This is a genomic window from Segatella copri (genome assembly GCF_026015295.1).
GTDB classification, from domain to species: Bacteria; Bacteroidota; Bacteroidia; order Bacteroidales; family Bacteroidaceae; genus Prevotella; species Prevotella copri_C.
On the sequence record NZ_JAPDUW010000001.1, the window covers coordinates 265,717 to 281,926 of the forward strand.

Below are 16,210 nucleotides of genomic sequence, written 5' to 3' on the forward strand. Positions count from 1 at the left end.
GGCTCCGATGGGGCAACCTAGATGCGTAGCAATAGCTAAGTCGTGGTTTTCTTGTTGCAAAAGTATATAAAAAATATGAGAATATAGGTATATTGGGGGTAAAAAATTACGTAAACGTTTACAGATTTTTGAGTAAATACTCTGTTTTTTACATTTCGACGGTCTGTTTTCTCAGTTCCCGTTTTTGTTGTTTCGGGAGTTGAGGGAACAAAAAAAGTGCAATATCCGGCACCCTTCTGAAAGAGGATGGGGATATTGCACTCCGAATGTTATCTGTCAATCTAATTACTTATGGTCTCTGCTTCTTTACTTTACGATGACCTTGCTTGTCTTCTTGCTGCCATCTGCCAGGGTCTTCACAATGATGTTGATACCCTTCTGAAGATTTGAGAGCTGGGTGCCGTCGGCTGCATAAATGGCGGTCTTGATGACTGCTGCATCTGTAGCTGAGGCGATGTTGCGGATACCGGTGCCCTGACCAACAACTGTAGCTTCGCTCAAACCGCCCATCTCGTTGGCTGCACGTACGCTCCATGTTGCAGAGGTGTCATCAACGATATAGCTAGGAGTGATGGTGAAGTCTACTACCTTGCCGTTCTTGCATACTGCCCAGAGAAGCGCGTAGTCGTTATTGTCCCAAGCGAGGGTTGTACCGTTCAGCTTAACGTTGCTAGGTGCTGATGCCTGCTCGGTAGCTGCAGTTGGATCCCAGTCATCATCCTGACCCATTACTGTTTCAATGGTGTAGGTTGCAGCTTCCTCTGCTGTGAGGATAGGGTCTCCTGCTGTTTCATTACGACGGTTTACATAATTGTCACCATCCTTTGAATCGTAGGCATCGTAAACTTTCTTTCTGTCCTTGAGGTCTACTACGCTACCTGTTGATGTGTATGAGTTGTATTCAGCGAAACGCTTAGGGTAACCGCCACTCATCTCGTTCCATCCTGCTGCTGATGGGATAGCTTCCATCTTGGTGTCGATGTAGAGCGCGATAGGTGTTCCCTTGCCCCATGGACGACCTAAGGTGTAGTTACCATTCAGGTCTTTTGCCTCAGTAGCATCCTTGATGGTACAGTCTTTGAAGATGTAGCCATACTTCTTAGGCTGAGAAGGAACTGCGAGATAGCCTCCCTTTTCACAGATCCAGAGTTCTACATTATTATAAAATACATCACCCTTACCGCAGAGGTAGTCGGTACGACCACGAAGGATTCCGTCTTCGAAGTAGAATTTACCGTTCTGGTTGTTTGATACGTAGGTGTCCTGGTATGCCCAGAGGTTTACGTTTTTACAGATGGTCTTGTTGCTCTGGTCGTTGAGTACGATGTCGCGACCCTTGTCGTCGCCCATGCTGCTGTACATCTTCAGATCCTGGAAGTAGGTACCCGTAGCTTCCTTCTGCAGGCAGAGTACGTCGCCCTTGCCGATACCTTCCAATACGTTGGCTGATTGACCTGAGTTTGGAATGGTGTTGGTCAGTGAGGTGTTGTCCATGCCTTCACCAATGATTGATACGTTTGGCGTATTCATATAGGTGGTTGGGTTAGCATAACTCTTGCCGTCGCTACCTGTTACCTTACTCTTCTCGTCAGCAGGAATCTTGTAGTCGCCCTGCTTGATGAAGATGCGGAAACGCTTGCTGGTATCTGTGCGCTTGGCTGCTGCTGCAAGTGCTGCCTTGAAGTCGCCGTCGGTTGGGACGATGAAGTCGTAGAGTGCTTTGGTTACTGCTGGCTTGGTCTTGGTAGTGAAGTTCAGAACAATTGCCTGGTCTGTGGCATTGTCTGTCAAATCGGCTACCGAACCTGCAGCGAGTGTGAAGGTATAAGCTGTAGCGTAGTTCAAGCCTTTGTATGCGAAGGTGATGGTCTTGCCGGATACGGCTCCTTCAATCTTTTGTGTGCCGAGTGTAGCGGCTGCGTTGCCGGTGAGTTTTACCTTCTCATCGAAAGTCAGTACAATCTTGCCGTTGGCAGATGCGTTGGTTGCGCCTTCTGCTGGTACGGTGTTTACGAGTACAGGTGCCTTGCCGTCGTTAACGAGCTGGGCAGTACCTGTGATGTAGATATTTGTGATAGAGATTCCGTCGTTGTCGCCTGTTGCTCCCTTGATGGAAGAAGTCTTGTCGGCAATCCAGCGGATGTATACTTCTGCCTTGTTGTTGGCATCGGATGGGAGAGTAAACTCTCTGTCTGTCCAGGCTTTGGCTCCTGGCATATTGATGGCACCTACTTTGGTCCAGTCGGTTCCGTTGAGAGAGTATTCTACATTATATGTTTCGTATGCGTTATAATTGTAGAGCATGCTGCTCTTTACCTTGATGTCGGTAAAGGCTGTTGCGTTGACCTTGGTCTGCCAATAGGTTTCGCCCAGTGCCTTGGTTTTCTTGGAGGTCCAGTTTACAGCTGCATTCTTTCCTTCGTAGCCGCCAGCACTGTTGCTCTTGTCGAGCCATGTGTATGTATTTCCGTCTGCATCGCGCAGGATGAGCTGGTCTACATCGTTGTCTTCTGCAGCGAAGTCTGCTGTACGACCTTCTCTTGCTGACTTATAGAAGTCCCAGCCTGCGATGAAGTCTTTTGCAGAATATGCAGCAGTGTATGACTGGTCGGCGTTCATGTTTATTTTGCGTTCTGCTCCTGTTTCACCATCATTCCAGTTGGTAAAGGTGAGGATGTCGTTGCTGCTGGCTGTGAGGGTTACTTCTGTTCCCTCTTCATACATATTCTTTCCGTTAACAATGGTTGGGGCAGGAGTTGCGCTTACCATATAGTCTTTTGCACCACCTTCTACCTTGTAATCCAAAGCGTAGGTGTTTATCTTCTCAAAGTTTGCCTTCAATGCTGTGTTGGCAGAGATAGAGAAGGTATATGCTTCATCTGTAGATACTACCTTATTATTGGCATCTGTCCAATTGACAAATTTGTAGCCGAAATTCTTTGTTGCTGTTACGGTGATTGATGTCTCTGCATCAAATACGGTTCCTGCAGGAGATACTTTGACTGTTCCTGCTCCTACGGTTGAAACGGCAGCCGACAGGGTGTACTGTTCAACCTGCTGAACGGTTCCGTTCAAGAGACCATTGATGTGTACATCGGCAAAGCCTTGCTGCTTAGTAGAGCTAACGCCGACGGTGCAACTTAGCGTGAAGCCTTCAGCTGATGTCAGTTGGGCTTGCTGCTCGGCAGTGAGTTGGATGACGATATGGTTGGTCAGGTTTTCGTTTTTCGAATATCTGTCATCCGCTGTAGTTTTGTTTTCTCTTAATGCCGTGAAATTACCCAAGTCTACAGAAGTTCCGTTGCTAAGTTTGGCGGTTACGGTTACTCCATTTTCTGAATCTGTACCGAATCGGTTTACATAGGTACTGATAGATGTTGGGGTGAATGTAAGACCCTTGCTTGGTTTAACGGTCCATTCTACGGCTTTTGTTGTGCCAACAGGACCGAAACTAGCCATGACCATCGGGCTGCCGTTTTTATCCAGTGTTTTCGTTGATGTCTTGGCAACATACTTCAAGTCACCGGTGTTTACGGAAACCAGACTGAAACCATTTTCTGGTGATTTAGTGTACTGCGTAGCGTAGTTGTCGTCATTAAACGGCCATGAAACGCTAGCTTCTTCGTTCTGGTAGGTTTGCGCATTTGCTACTACCATAACAAACAGGGCTATGAGTGAGAGCCCAAATCTTAGTAGATTTCTTTTCATTTGTTTGCCTTTTAGGTTGTTATACTTATTATAATTTTTATTTTCAGTTTATATTTTAAGTTTATTGTTGCAAAATTACACTTATTATTTCTATTTAAGAACTTTTTGTTTCAATTTTGTTGTAAAAGCTACGCAATCGTTTTCGTAGTTTTAGCTCATTTTGGTTCGTATTTTTCTGAGATTCTCAAAATGATTTATTATTTTTGCCACCGAAATAAACTAGCAAATGAATCAAACTAAAATAAAGTTATTCAGTAACTAATTAATAATATATAAACTTAAAATAAAACGATTATGAAGAAATTCTTTACTCTTATTGCAGCTGTAGCTTTGGCTGCTAGTGTTAATGCTCAGGGAACTTATGCTGTGCAGGTAGGTGACAAGGTAAATGCTGGTGATAAGATTACGTCAGTAAAAAATGTCACTTTGACTTATATGGAGAATGCTGGTACAGCTTTTGCAGCTGTTAAGAAGCAATCTAACTGGGCTGATGGTGATTTTACTGCTTACGTTTGTGGTGTGAATAATGGTAAGTTGGTGAAAGGATCTGAGCCAACTGGATGTGTTTATAAGTTCAAGACTGCAAATGCAGGAACTTTAACTGTAGCTATACAGATGGGAGCAAATAAAGGTTTCCATATTTTGGATGCTGGTTTTGCTGAGGTGACTCCTGCTTCTTATAATTTACCAAGCGCAAAGGATGGTGAATCTCAGAAATTCACACTGAACGAGAAAAATGAAAATATTATTGCCGAAAAGTCTAATGGTATAGTAACCTTCAACGTTGCTGCTGGTGGTACATACTATGTGCTTGCTGCAGGTACTAAAATGGGCTTCTATGGCTTTAAGTATAATGTTGGTACATCTACCGGTATCTCTTCTGTAAACGCTGCCGCAGCCAAGAAGAATGGTAAGACCTACAACATGGCTGGTCAGGAGGTTTCTTCTTCTGCCAAGGGTATTGTTATCAAGAACGGTAAGAAGTATGTAAAGTAACAGATTATATATACATATAAAACAAAAGGAGGGTGTGTCATGGACTTATGACACACCCTCCTTTGTTGTGAATATTTTCTTTTCCATCGGTGAGAATTCAATTAATAGTTTTAAATTCAGTTTACAGTTTATAGTTAATAGTTTATAGGGCAATCTTGCTATACGGCGAAGCCGCTGTAAACTATAAACTGTAAACTGTAAACTAAGTTTTACTTATTCAGTCCCTGCATTTCCATTTCCAGACTAGCCCAGATGAAAGGACCTACGCCCTTGGCATCATTGTCGCGGATAGGCTCGCTCATGTAATAGTCGAAGCTTCCATCGCGCTTGAAGTTTGGCTTCTTGACGTATGGACCAGGGCCAGGACCGAGTCCGCTGACAGCACAGCAGCGTGTAAGGCTGATGGTCTTGTCAGGATTTACCTGGATGAAGTTGTTTAGGATTCCCTCATAAGCCTTGATACCTGCTTTCTGATATTCCTTGCCGAGGTATCCCTTGCGGTAACCTTTGAGGAGAACATAGGCAAACATGCTTGAAGCGGTGCTCTCGAGGTAGTTGCGAGGATCCTTTACGTCCATCACATCGTACCATACACCTGTCTTCTTATCCTGATATTTCACCACGCTCTTCATTGCCTTATTTAATAAGGTGATGATTTCGCTGCGGCGAGCATAATCTTCAGGCATGGCATCGAGGCATTCGGTCATCGCCATGACGTACCATCCGAGGGCTCTTGCCCAGGTATGCTGGCTCTTTCCGTCTTCCTTGTTTGCCCAGAACTGGCTGTGGGTTTCGTCCCATGCATGCTTCCAGAGCTGGGTTTTCTCATCGTAGGTACGCAGGTCGGTCTTCACAATCTGGTCTACCGCATCGTCGAGAATCTTCTTCGCCTTCTTAGGCTTGAGGTTCTGAACGGCGTAGTTGCAGTAGAAAGGCAGACCCATGAAGATACCATCGAGCCATACCTGGTTGGCGTAGATAGCCTTGTGCCAGTAAACGCCTTCCTTGGTGCGAGGCTGGTTCTGCAGCTGCTTGAAGAGCGTCTTCAGTGCCAGTTCGCTGCTCTTGCTAGGGAAGAGGTTGTGCATGCGGAGGATGAACTTCGCGGTGCGCACGTTGTCGAGGTTGAAATCCTCATATTTGTAGCCTGTGATGTTTCCTTTTTCGTCAATCATCTTGGCTGGATATTCTTTCAGGTAGTTGATGATAGCCTCGTTGTTGGCTTCGGCATCAGCTCCCTTGAAGGTGCTCTTCCCGTCTTTGTAGTGGAGGTAGGTGTCGAGCATGCCTTCCATCTCAATGCCCATCACGTAGCTCCAGCGAGGTTTCTTCGGGCTGAAGTCGAGGTTGTATGGGTGGGGAGTGCGCTGCATCTCGCTGTGGGTGAGCCACTCTGAATAGGTCTGGTAAGGACGGTCTTCCTTGTTGAGAACCAGGGAACCGTTGATGATGAGATTGTCGAACTTCACATCGCGGGTCTTGCCGGTCATCTTGACAGGCTGCTTGATGACACCATCGAACTTACAGTTCTTTACATGGATATCGTATACGTTTTCTATTTTGTTTCCACCGATGATGAGCACACCGTAGTTGCTCTTCTGGCAGGTAACATCTTCCATGCTCACGTTGCGCACAGTAGGTTCAAATCCGCGGTAGCAAGCCTCTTTTGGCTCATAGTCGAGGTTGATTTTGAGCACGGCTTCCTTGCACTGGCCTACGGTAACCTTACGCATGTGGATGTTCTGGATGAGTCCGCCGCGGCAGTTGTTGGTTTTGATGCGGAGGATGCGCTCCAGATGAGGAGAGTCCATCTCGCAGTTTTCGGCGTATACATTCTCGCATCCGCCTGAAATCTCGGAACCGATGACTACGCCACCATGTCCGTCTTCCATCCGGCAGTTGCGGATGATGATGTTTCTGGATGGTTGGTTCCAGAGACGACCGTCGTTGTTTCGTCCGCTCTTGATGGCGATGCAGTCGTCGCCGGTGTGGAAGATACAGTTCTGTATGAGTACATTCTCGCATGCTTCAGGGTCGCATCCGTCTCCGTTAGGTCCTTCGTTCCATACGGTTACGCCGTCTACTGTGATGTTCTTGCAGAGCAGAGGGTGCATCACCCAGAAAGGTGAATTGATCATCTTGACATCCTTGATGAGGATGCGCTCAGAGCGTACGAAGTTGACGAGCTGAGGGCGGAGACCCTGTCCCATGCCGAACTTGCGTTCGTCAAAAGGCACACCGTCTTCAGCCATCTTCAGCAGTCTGGCACGTGATCCCATCTTCTGGTGTTCCTTGGTTACGCCCTCCTTATATCCGAATCTGGCATTACCGTTCATTGGCCACCATGTATCGTTGTTACCACCTCCATCGATGGTACCTTTACCAGTGATGGCGATGTCGGTAACCTTGTAGGCATAGATGCATGGAGAATAGTTCCAGCATGCGATGCCCTCCCATGAGGTGCGTACCAGCGGATAGAGTTTCGGTTCGAAGGCAAACTGCAGTACGGCACCCTCTTCGAGATTCAGTTCTACGAAGCTCTTCATCTCAATGGCTCCTGTGCGCCAGGTACCCTTCGGGATGACTACAGTACCGCCACCTTTTTTAGAGACGAGGGCGATGAGCTTGTTGATAGCCTTCTGGTTCTGTGCAGCCGAAGCGTTCTGCTTGGCTCCATAGGCAGAAATTGCATACTTCTTAGCTGCCTGCTTGATGCCTGGCAACTGTATGCTCTGTTCAATGCGCTGATATTCAGCATCGTTCCATCCGTTGGCCCAAGCGCAGGCTGGGATGAGGAGCAGAGCAACGAGTAAGGTCTTAAAGAATTTCTTCATTGTCTTTGTTCTAGTTTTATGATTATTTGTATTATGAATTCGTTTGTATTGATCTGTTTTATTCGTTAGTCGGGTCTTACGTTTAACACATCGCTGCAAAGATACGAATTTTATTTGTAAAACAGGTGCTGGTAATGTTAAAATTAAATGTTTTTGGAAAAATGTTTGGTGTTTTGAAAATAAAATGTTACCTTTGCAATGATAATTAACATTATTAACGCAATAAATACTGGGTAGCCTATTGGATAGACATTTACTTAATGAATAAAATAAGATTAAGAAAATGAGTAAACTCAATGAAATGACAGACGAAGAGTTGGCCCTGGCTTATGTCGGGGGCGACAACAGAGCCTTTGACCTGTTGCTTTCCCGCAACGAGGTGAAATTGTTCTCTTATATCCTTTTCGTGGTTCACGATGAGGATCTGGCGAATGATATCTTCCAGGAGACATTCGTGAAGGCAATCAGTCGTTTACATGCTGGCCAGTATTCCAGTTCGGGCAAATTTATTTCGTGGTTAATGCGCATAGCGCATAATGTCATCATAGACGGTTATCGCAGTCAGTGTGTGTTCCGCATGGTAGAACAGGGGAACGATAATGATCTTTCCTGTCTGCGAGGCGAAGATTTTCAGGCAGACTGTGCTGAGCAGGAGATGGTACGCAAACAGGTGCTCCGTGATGTGAAGAAACTGGTAGACTTTCTGCCGGCTCCACAACGCGAAGTGGTTTATATGCGTTTTTATCAGCAGATGTCTTTCAAGGATATAGCCGAGTGTACCAATGTGAGTATCAATACGAGTCTGGGAAGAATGCGTTATGCGCTCCTTAACCTCCGCAAGATGGCTAAGGAGCACAATATCTATCTGAATCTTGATTAGTGGAGTTCTTTCAAGGCATGGATGGTAGCATAAGGGTCTGTGCTCTTGAATACATAACTTCCGCTTACCAGCACGTCTACTCCGGCTTTTACCAGTCTTGGAGCAGTTTCTGCCTGCACGCCGCCATCTACCTCGATGAGTGCCTGGCTTCCGCTCTCTTTGATGAGCTGGCGCAGACGGCCTATCTTCTTGATGGTGTTCTCGATGAATTTCTGTCCGCCGAAGCCTGGGTTAACGCTCATCAAAAGTACCATGTCTACATCGCAGATGATGTCTTCCAGCACACATACCGGGGTAGAAGGGTTGAGGGTAACTCCTGCCTTCATGCCTGCTGCATGAATCTGCTGGATGGTGCGGTGCAGATGGGTGCAGGCCTCGTAGTGCACGTTCATCATCATGGCACCGAGCTTGGCAGTCTGCTCAATGTAATTTTCCGGGTGCTGTATCATAAAGTGGACGTCGAGGGGCTTGGTGCACACCTTGCTTACGGCTTCTATCACAGGGAAGCCGAACGAGATGTTGGGCACGAAGACACCATCCATCACATCGAGGTGGAGCCAGTCGGCCTCACTCTTGTTAATCATCTCTATATCACTCTTCAGGTCAATGAAGTTGGCTGAGAGCAATGAAGGGGATACCATTGTTTTCATCTTTCTTCTTCTTTTAGTTAGGATAGCACACCTTTAGCTTCCCATTTTGCACCATGGTATGATAGGAGTAGGCTATCTGCTTGATGAAGTAGATGGTCTGAGCCGAAGGTCTCATTTTCTTTGGTGTAAATACTTGCTTCATAGGCGTGAATCTTTAAATTTGAATAATACTTCTTGTTATTTGTTGATTTCAGAACGGGCATGTCTTGAGGATGAGTTTTCCTCTTTCCGTAACCTGTTCTCTAAATAAATAACGGCGTGTTGGGTAATTTATTACATTCCGGCGAAATATTTTTTCTTTCTCCCTATATATAATAAGGTATAGTGGTGAAAACGTGAGACGAAAGTGGGGAAAAAGGGGTGCTGGATGATAAAATAGTGTTAAATCTTAAAATTTCTCGACAAAAAGTTTGTAGTTTAAAAGAAAAACTGTACTTTTGCAGTAGAAATGAAGAACGAAGGAGAATCTTTTCGTTAAAAAGAAAGAAACGCCTCGTTTTTGGTAGTAACAAACAATTAAAAGAAAAAGCAATATGAATACATTCGTATCTACATCATGGTGGTGGCGTAACTCAAGATTCCAAAAGTCGTGAGTCGAGACGCCGTATGTGGATGTGAACAACATAATATACTAGGGGCCTGCCGTAACTTACGACAGGCCCCTTTTCTTTTACAACGAAAAATAAAAACAAAAAATATAGGAGATATAAACTATGGAAATGAAGGACATTTTGAACAGAATGTTGAACCACGAGGAACTTTCTCGTGAGGAAACCCGAGACATCATTGTAGGAATCACCAAGAGTGCATTTCCTGAGGAACAGATTACAGCCCTGCTCACCGGTTTGCAGATGAGAGGCGTAACGGTAGATGAACTGCTCGGTTTCCGTGACGGAATTCTTGCCACAGGCGTGCCAGCCATCCTGGATTGCGACCGCTACATTGACGTGGTGGGAACCGGTGGCGACCGCAAGAACACCTTTAACATTTCTACTACTTCCTGCTTCGTCATTGCGGGTGCGGGTTACAAGGTGGCAAAGCACGGCAACTATGCGGCTACTTCGGTGAGCGGTGCCAGCAACGTCATCAAGAACCACGGTGTTCAGTTTACCGATGATATAGACAAGCTGAACCGCAGCATCAACGAGGCAGGCATCGTTTATCTTCATGCTCAGCTCTTCGCCAAGGCAATGAAGTTTGTAGGTCCTATCCGCAAGGCTTTGCAGTTTCCTACCGTGTTCAATCTGTTAGGTCCTCTTGTTAATCCTAGTCAGCCTAAGTGCCAGTTGCTGGGTGTAGCCAATCTCGACCAGATGCGCCTCTACAACCAGGTTTACCAGAAACTAGGCATTGATTTCGGCATTGTGAACAGCATCGACGGATATGATGAAATTTCACTCACCAGCGACTTCAAGGTAACTACCAACAACTATGAGAAGATCTTCAAGCCTCAGGATCTCGGTTTCGAGATAGCCAAACCGGAAGAGGTGAGAGGCGGGGCAACCGAGGAAGAGGCCAAGGACATCTTTGATGCAGTGCTTGAAAACCGTGCCCTCCCAGCCCAGAAGAACATCGTTCTCGCCAATGCAGCCTTCGGCATCCAGGTAATGGAGAAGGGACAGAAGAGCATAGAGGAATGTGTGGAGATAGCAAGAGAGAGCATTGACTCGGGTAAAGCACTCGCTACCTTCAAGAAATTCGTAGAGATCAATAGTTAAAGGTAAAAAGGGCTTTTAAAAGTAAAAGGGTAAAAAGGTAAAAAAGTAAAAAGAGGCTTTTTAAAGGTAAAAAGAGCCTTAACCCCTTTCTCCCCCCTTGCGCCCCCGTTCCCAGCGATTCCATCGCTGGTCTCCCAATAAGGTTAAAAAGTAAAAACGAAAAAAATGGCTGATATTTTAGAGGAAATTGTGGCTCATAAAAGAATCGAGATTGAGCAGCGCAAGCGCTTTATCCAGCCACGGCAGATGATAACCCTCACCGAGCAGAAAATGCAGGAAGATGGGGGAAAGGTGCCGGGCGGAAGCATGAAGGAGTCGCTGATGAACTCGGAGACGGGAATCATCGCTGAATTCAAGCGCAAATCGCCTTCCAAGGGCTGGATCAAACAGGAAGGTAAGCCGAGCATCATCCCGCTCGCCTACCAGCAGAACGGAGCCTCGGCGCTCAGCATCCTCACCGACATTGATTACTTCGGAGGATATGATGAGTATATTCAGGAGGCGCGCCATGTGGGCGTTACCCTACCTATCTTATATAAGAACTTCGTGGTAGAGGAATACCAGCTGCTGCAGGCGAGATACTGCGGAGCTTCTGCCGTGCTGCTCATTGCGGCCTGCCTGACCAAGGAGGAGTGTAAGCAACTCATGAACATGGCACACCAGCTGGGCATGGAGGTACTGCTCGAGATGCATAATGAGCGCGACTTCGAGTATGCTGAACTGGAACCGGATATGTACGGCATCAACAACCGAAATCTCGGAACCTTCTTTACGGATGTGGAGAACAGCTTCAGATTGGCAGAGAAACTTCCGAAGGATGTGTGCAGGGTGAGCGAGAGTGGCATCTCCAACCCGCAGACGGTTCTCTGGTTGAGAGAAGAAAGCGGCTTCAGAGGTTTCCTGATGGGCGAACAGTTCATGAAACAGGCAGACCCGGGCGTGGCGCTTGCAGAATTTATTTCTAAATTATAGGATTGTTTGCTCCTAACGCCCTGAAAGGGCAGAAACTCCTAGCCCAGGGCATCGCCCTGGGTATAAAGGCAATCAGCAAGGCGCCCTGTAAGGGCAAAAGCTTTAATGAAGAATAAACAATAAAGAAAATGTTTGTAAAGGTTTGTGGAATGCGTGAACCTGATAATGTAAAGCAGGTTGCGCAACTCGGCGTTGATATGATGGGATTTATCTTCTATCCTAAGTCTCCACGGTATGCCAGTCATGTGGTGGCTCGCTCTGATGCTGACCGCAATGTGTGCCGAGTGGGAGTCTTCGTAAATGATTCCGTTTCCACGATGTTGGACAAGATTCATTCATTCTCTCTGAATGCGGTGCAGATGCATGGAAGCGAGAGCAGGGAACTGTGTGAGCAGCTGCGTGCAGCAAAGGGGAATATGAAGATAATCAAAGCCATTAGTGTTTCCAATGCCGGGGACATTCAGAAATATAAGGAGTATGTAGGCGCTGTTGACTACTTCCTTTTCGACACCAAATGTAAGACGGTGGGCGGAAGTGGTCAGCAGTTTGACTGGCAGGTACTGGATGAATATGATGGCGATGTTCCATTCCTGTTGAGTGGCGGCATCGGTCCGGAAGATGCTTCCCGCATCCTGTCTTTCCATCATCCCCGATGCGTAGGAATCGACCTCAACTCCAGGTTTGAGATAGAACCGGGACTGAAGGATGTAGAGAAACTCAAGGAATTCCTTTTAAAGGTAAAAAAGTAAAAAGGTAAAAAAATAAAAAGGTAAAAAAATAAAAAAGTAAAAAAATGAATAAGATAAATGCATTATTTGCAAACAATAAAGACCGCAAGCTTTTGAGCTTGTATTTCTGCGCCGGATGCCCTACTTTGGAAGGTACCGGTGATGTAATTAAGGCGATGGAGCGCAAGGGGATAGATATGATTGAGGTAGGAATCCCTTTCAGTGATCCGTTGGCTGATGGTCCTGTTATCCAGAGTGCCGGAACCGTGGCTCTGAAGAACGGAATGACGGTGAAGAAACTCTTCGCTCAGTTGAAGGAAATCAAGGATGAAGTGCAGCTTCCACTCGTGCTGATGGGATACCTGAACCCAATCATGCACTACGGTATTGAGGCTTTCTTCAAGAGCTGCGTAGAGAGCGGAGTGAGCGGCACCATCATCCCAGACCTTCCCTTTGATGATTATCTGAAGGTGGTAAAACCCATAGCCGACAAGTATGACATCCGTGTCATCATGATGATTACGCCAGAAACCAGCGAGGAGCGCATCCGTTTCATCGATGAGCATACCGATGGATTCATCTACATGGTCAGTTCGGCAAGTATCACGGGCGCCCAGAGCAGTTTCGGCGATGCCAAGCTGGCTTATTTCAACCACATCAACGGCATGAATCTGCGCAACCCACGCATGATAGGTTTCGGCATCAGCAACAAGCAGACCCTTACCAGTGCGCAGGATAATGCGGCGGGAGCCATCATCGGCAGTAAGTTTGTAACCCTGCTCAATGAAATCGGTGATCCGGATAAGGCACTGGATGGGCTTTTTGAGTGTCTCGAAAAGTAGTTGATAGTTAACAGCAGCTTCGCCGTGTAGCAGGCTTGCTCTATAAACTATAAATAATAAATTATAAACTAAGTATTATGTATCAAGTTGACGAAAAAGGATTTTTTGGAAAATTCGGAGGAGCTTATGTTCCTGAGATATTATATAAATGTGTAACCGAGTTGCAGCAGGCTTACAAGCCAATCATTGAGAGCGAGGAGTTCAAGAAGGAATACCGTGCGTTGCTGAAAGATTATGTGGGCCGCCCTTCACCTCTTTATTATGCCAAGCGCATGAGCGAGAAGTACGGATGCCAGCTCTATCTGAAGCGCGAGGACCTGAACCATACCGGTGCACACAAAATTAACAACACCATCGGTCAGATTCTCATGGCCAAGAAGATGGGCAAGACCCGCATCATTGCCGAAACCGGAGCCGGACAGCACGGTGTGGCTACAGCTACGGTATGCGCCCTGATGAACATGAAGTGTGAGATTTTCATGGGTGCCACCGATGTGGAACGCCAGCATACCAACGTAGAGCGTATGAAGATGCTGGGAGCCAAGGTGAACCCTGTGCGTACCGGCAATATGACCTTGAGCGATGCCTGCTCTGAGGCCATACGCGACTGGTGCTGCCACCCACAGGATACCTTCTATATCGTAGGTTCTACCATGGGTCCGCACCCTTATCCAGACATTGTTGCCAAGATGCAGAGCGTAATCTCTGAAGAACTGAAATGGCAGCTTGAGGAGAAGATTGGCCGCGACTATCCTGATTACCTCATCGCCTGTGTGGGTGGCGGAAGCAATGCTGCCGGAACCATCTACCACTACATTGATGATGACCGCGTGAAGATATATCTGGCTGAGGCTGCCGGACACGGAATAGATACCGATTATACCGCTGCCACCATGCACTGCGGCACAGAAGGCATCATCCACGGAGCACGCACCCTCGTGATGCAGACCGAGGACGGACAGATAGAGGAAGCCTTTACCATAAGTGCCGGTCTCGACTATCCGGGCATCGGCCCTATGCACGCCGACCTTGCCACATCGGGCAGGAGTCATGTGCTCGCCATTAAGGATGATGAGGCCATCTACGCCGGTTACGAGCTCACCCGCATGGAGGGCATCATTCCGGCTATTGAGAGTGCGCACGCCGTGGCAGCCCTGAAGAAGATGAAGTTCAAGAAGGATGATGTGGTGGTGCTCACCGTATCAGGCCGTGGCGACAAGGATGTAGAAACATATTTGAGCCATAAGGAAATGGCAGGAGAGTACGGCAATTTTTAAATAGTTAATAGTTTATAGTTAATAGTTAACAGAGGCTGCGCCGTTGAGCACGATTGTCAAAGCGGTTTATGCTATAAACTGTAAGCTGTAAACTATATACAGTAAATCATAAATTAAATGAAGTTTAATTACAAGACAGTTACCCGCAAGATTCTCGCCGACCTCTATACGCCGGTGGGAGTCTACATGCGACTGAGAGATATTTATCCGCAGTCGGCTCTGATGGAGAGTTCCGACTATCATGGCTCCGAGAATTCGCGCTCCTTCATCGGTGTGCATCCGCTGGCAAGCATCGCCGTGAGTCATGGTGAGGTCATCAAGACCTATCCCGACGGAAGAGTAGAGAAAGAGCAGCTTCCTGCCTTCGGTGCCGGTCAGGGCGAGGAATGCAAACTCGCCATCTCAAAGAGTATCAACGACTTCATCTCTTCCTTCCATGTAGAGGGCGAGAGCAAGGAGTTTTGCGGACTCTATGGATTCACCACCTTCAATGCGGTGAGATATTTTGAGAACATCCCTGTCAAGGATACCACCATGGAGAAGAATGATGCGCCCGACATCTATTACATCATGTATAAGGACATCATCGTCTTCGACCATTTCAACAACACCATGGAGCTCATTGCGCTCCAGGAAAGTGAAGATTCTCACTCTTCACTTCCAGAGCTCGACGAACTGCTCAAGGCGGTGAACAAGGCAAATGTGAAACCTTATGATTTCCACCCGGTGGGCGAAACCACCTCTACGCTCACCGATGAGGAGCACAAGGCAAACATACGCCGATGCATACAGCACTGCCTGCGCGGAGATGTATTCCAGATTGTGGTGAGTCGCCGCTTCGTACAGAAATATGAGGGCGATGATTTCAAACTCTACCGTGCGCTGCGCAGCATCAACCCTTCGCCTTACCTCTTCTATTTCGACTTCGGCGGTTTCCGCATCTTCGGTTCTTCGCCTGAAACCCATAACCGCATCGTGGGCAACAAGGCGTTCATTGACCCGATTGCCGGAACCACCCGACGCACAGGAGATATGGAGCAGGACCGCAAGGCTGCCGAATTCCTGCGCAACGACCCGAAGGAGAATGCCGAGCACGTGATGCTGGTAGACCTGGCGCGCAATGATCTGAGCCGCAACTGTCATGGGGTGAAAGTAGATTTCTACAAGGACATGCAGTTTTACAGTCATGTTATCCATCTCGTGAGCCGTGTGAGCGGAGAGTTGGATGAGCATGCCGACCACATCAAGGAGTTTATTGATACCTTCCCTGCCGGCACGCTGAGCGGTGCGCCTAAGGTGAGAGCGATGCAGATTATATCAGAGCTGGAGCCTCACAACCGCGGTGCCTACGGAGGCTGTATCGGCTTCATCGGTCTGAACGGCGACCTGAATCAGGCCATCGTGATACGTACCTTCATTAGCCGAAACGGCGAACTCTGGTTCCAGGCGGGTAGTGGAGTAGTGGCAAAGAGCAATGATGAGTATGAGCTAGAAGAGTGTAACAACAAGCTCGGTGCGCTGACCAAGGCTATTCACATTGCTGAAGAGTTGTAATAGTGATTAATTATTAGTGATTAGTGATTATTTCTCGCTGATTGTACTCAC

At 47.1% G+C, this 16,210-nt stretch carries 12 protein-coding genes; 8 read left to right on the forward strand and 4 right to left on the reverse strand.

What is annotated here, in order from left to right; genetic code table 11:
• Positions 1–306: 306 nt before the first annotated feature.
• A complete protein-coding gene (locus tag ONT18_RS01025) occupies positions 307–3,708 on the reverse strand; it encodes an Ig-like domain-containing protein (protein ID WP_264903614.1) in 3,402 nt (1,133 codons plus the stop codon).
• Between the two features lie 294 nt (positions 3,709–4,002).
• Between ONT18_RS01025 and ONT18_RS01030 the strand changes: the two genes are divergently transcribed.
• A complete protein-coding gene (locus tag ONT18_RS01030; protein ID WP_264903615.1) occupies positions 4,003–4,704 on the forward strand; it encodes a hypothetical protein in 702 nt (233 codons plus the stop codon).
• 209 nt (positions 4,705–4,913) lie between these two features.
• Here the strand turns inward: ONT18_RS01030 and ONT18_RS01035 are convergent, their stop codons facing one another.
• Positions 4,914–7,538, reverse strand: coding sequence for a glycoside hydrolase family 88 protein (locus ONT18_RS01035; RefSeq protein WP_264903616.1), 2,625 nt, complete (start codon positions 7,536–7,538; stop codon positions 4,914–4,916).
• A 283-nt stretch (positions 7,539–7,821) separates the two neighbouring features.
• Here ONT18_RS01035 and ONT18_RS01040 point away from each other — a divergent pair, with 283 nt between their 5' ends.
• Positions 7,822–8,418, forward strand: coding sequence for a sigma-70 family RNA polymerase sigma factor (locus ONT18_RS01040; protein WP_022120800.1), 597 nt, complete (start codon positions 7,822–7,824; stop codon positions 8,416–8,418).
• Here ONT18_RS01040 and rpe read toward each other — a convergent pair.
• Positions 8,415–9,068, reverse strand: a complete 654-nt coding sequence (gene rpe, locus ONT18_RS01045) for a ribulose-phosphate 3-epimerase (RefSeq protein ID WP_117727141.1) — start codon at positions 9,066–9,068, stop codon at positions 8,415–8,417. The two genes, ONT18_RS01040 and rpe, sit on opposite strands and share 4 nt — an antisense overlap.
• 13 nt (positions 9,069–9,081) lie before the next feature.
• On the reverse strand, positions 9,082–9,210 hold the full coding sequence (locus tag ONT18_RS01050; RefSeq protein ID WP_022120798.1) for a hypothetical protein: 129 nt from the start codon (positions 9,208–9,210) through the stop codon (positions 9,082–9,084).
• Between the two features lie 571 nt (positions 9,211–9,781).
• Here ONT18_RS01050 and trpD point away from each other — a divergent pair.
• The 6 genes from trpD (at position 9,782) to ONT18_RS01080 (ending at position 16,159) form a co-directional block, all read left to right on the forward strand.
• A complete protein-coding gene (gene trpD, locus ONT18_RS01055; RefSeq protein WP_264903617.1) occupies positions 9,782–10,786 on the forward strand; it encodes an anthranilate phosphoribosyltransferase in 1,005 nt (334 codons plus the stop codon).
• 165 nt (positions 10,787–10,951) lie between these two features.
• Entirely contained in the window at positions 10,952–11,758 is an 807-nt protein-coding gene (trpC, locus tag ONT18_RS01060) for an indole-3-glycerol phosphate synthase TrpC (RefSeq protein WP_264903618.1), read from the forward strand.
• 128 nt (positions 11,759–11,886) lie between these two features.
• On the forward strand, positions 11,887–12,507 hold the full coding sequence (locus ONT18_RS01065) for a phosphoribosylanthranilate isomerase (protein WP_264903619.1): 621 nt from the start codon (positions 11,887–11,889) through the stop codon (positions 12,505–12,507).
• A 44-nt stretch (positions 12,508–12,551) separates the two neighbouring features.
• Positions 12,552–13,328 (forward strand): tryptophan synthase subunit alpha, encoded by a 777-nt coding sequence (gene trpA, locus ONT18_RS01070; protein ID WP_264903620.1) that lies wholly within the window; start codon positions 12,552–12,554, stop codon positions 13,326–13,328.
• A gap of 77 nt (positions 13,329–13,405) precedes the next feature.
• Positions 13,406–14,605: a tryptophan synthase subunit beta gene (trpB, locus tag ONT18_RS01075; RefSeq protein ID WP_022121018.1), complete on the forward strand. Its 1,200-nt coding sequence runs from the start codon at positions 13,406–13,408 to the stop codon at positions 14,603–14,605.
• Between the two features lie 117 nt (positions 14,606–14,722).
• Positions 14,723–16,159 carry an anthranilate synthase component I family protein gene (locus ONT18_RS01080; protein ID WP_264903621.1) on the forward strand — a complete coding sequence of 479 codons (1,437 nt, stop codon included), beginning with the start codon at positions 14,723–14,725 and terminating at the stop codon, positions 16,157–16,159.
• The last annotated feature ends 51 nt before the right edge of the window (positions 16,160–16,210 follow it).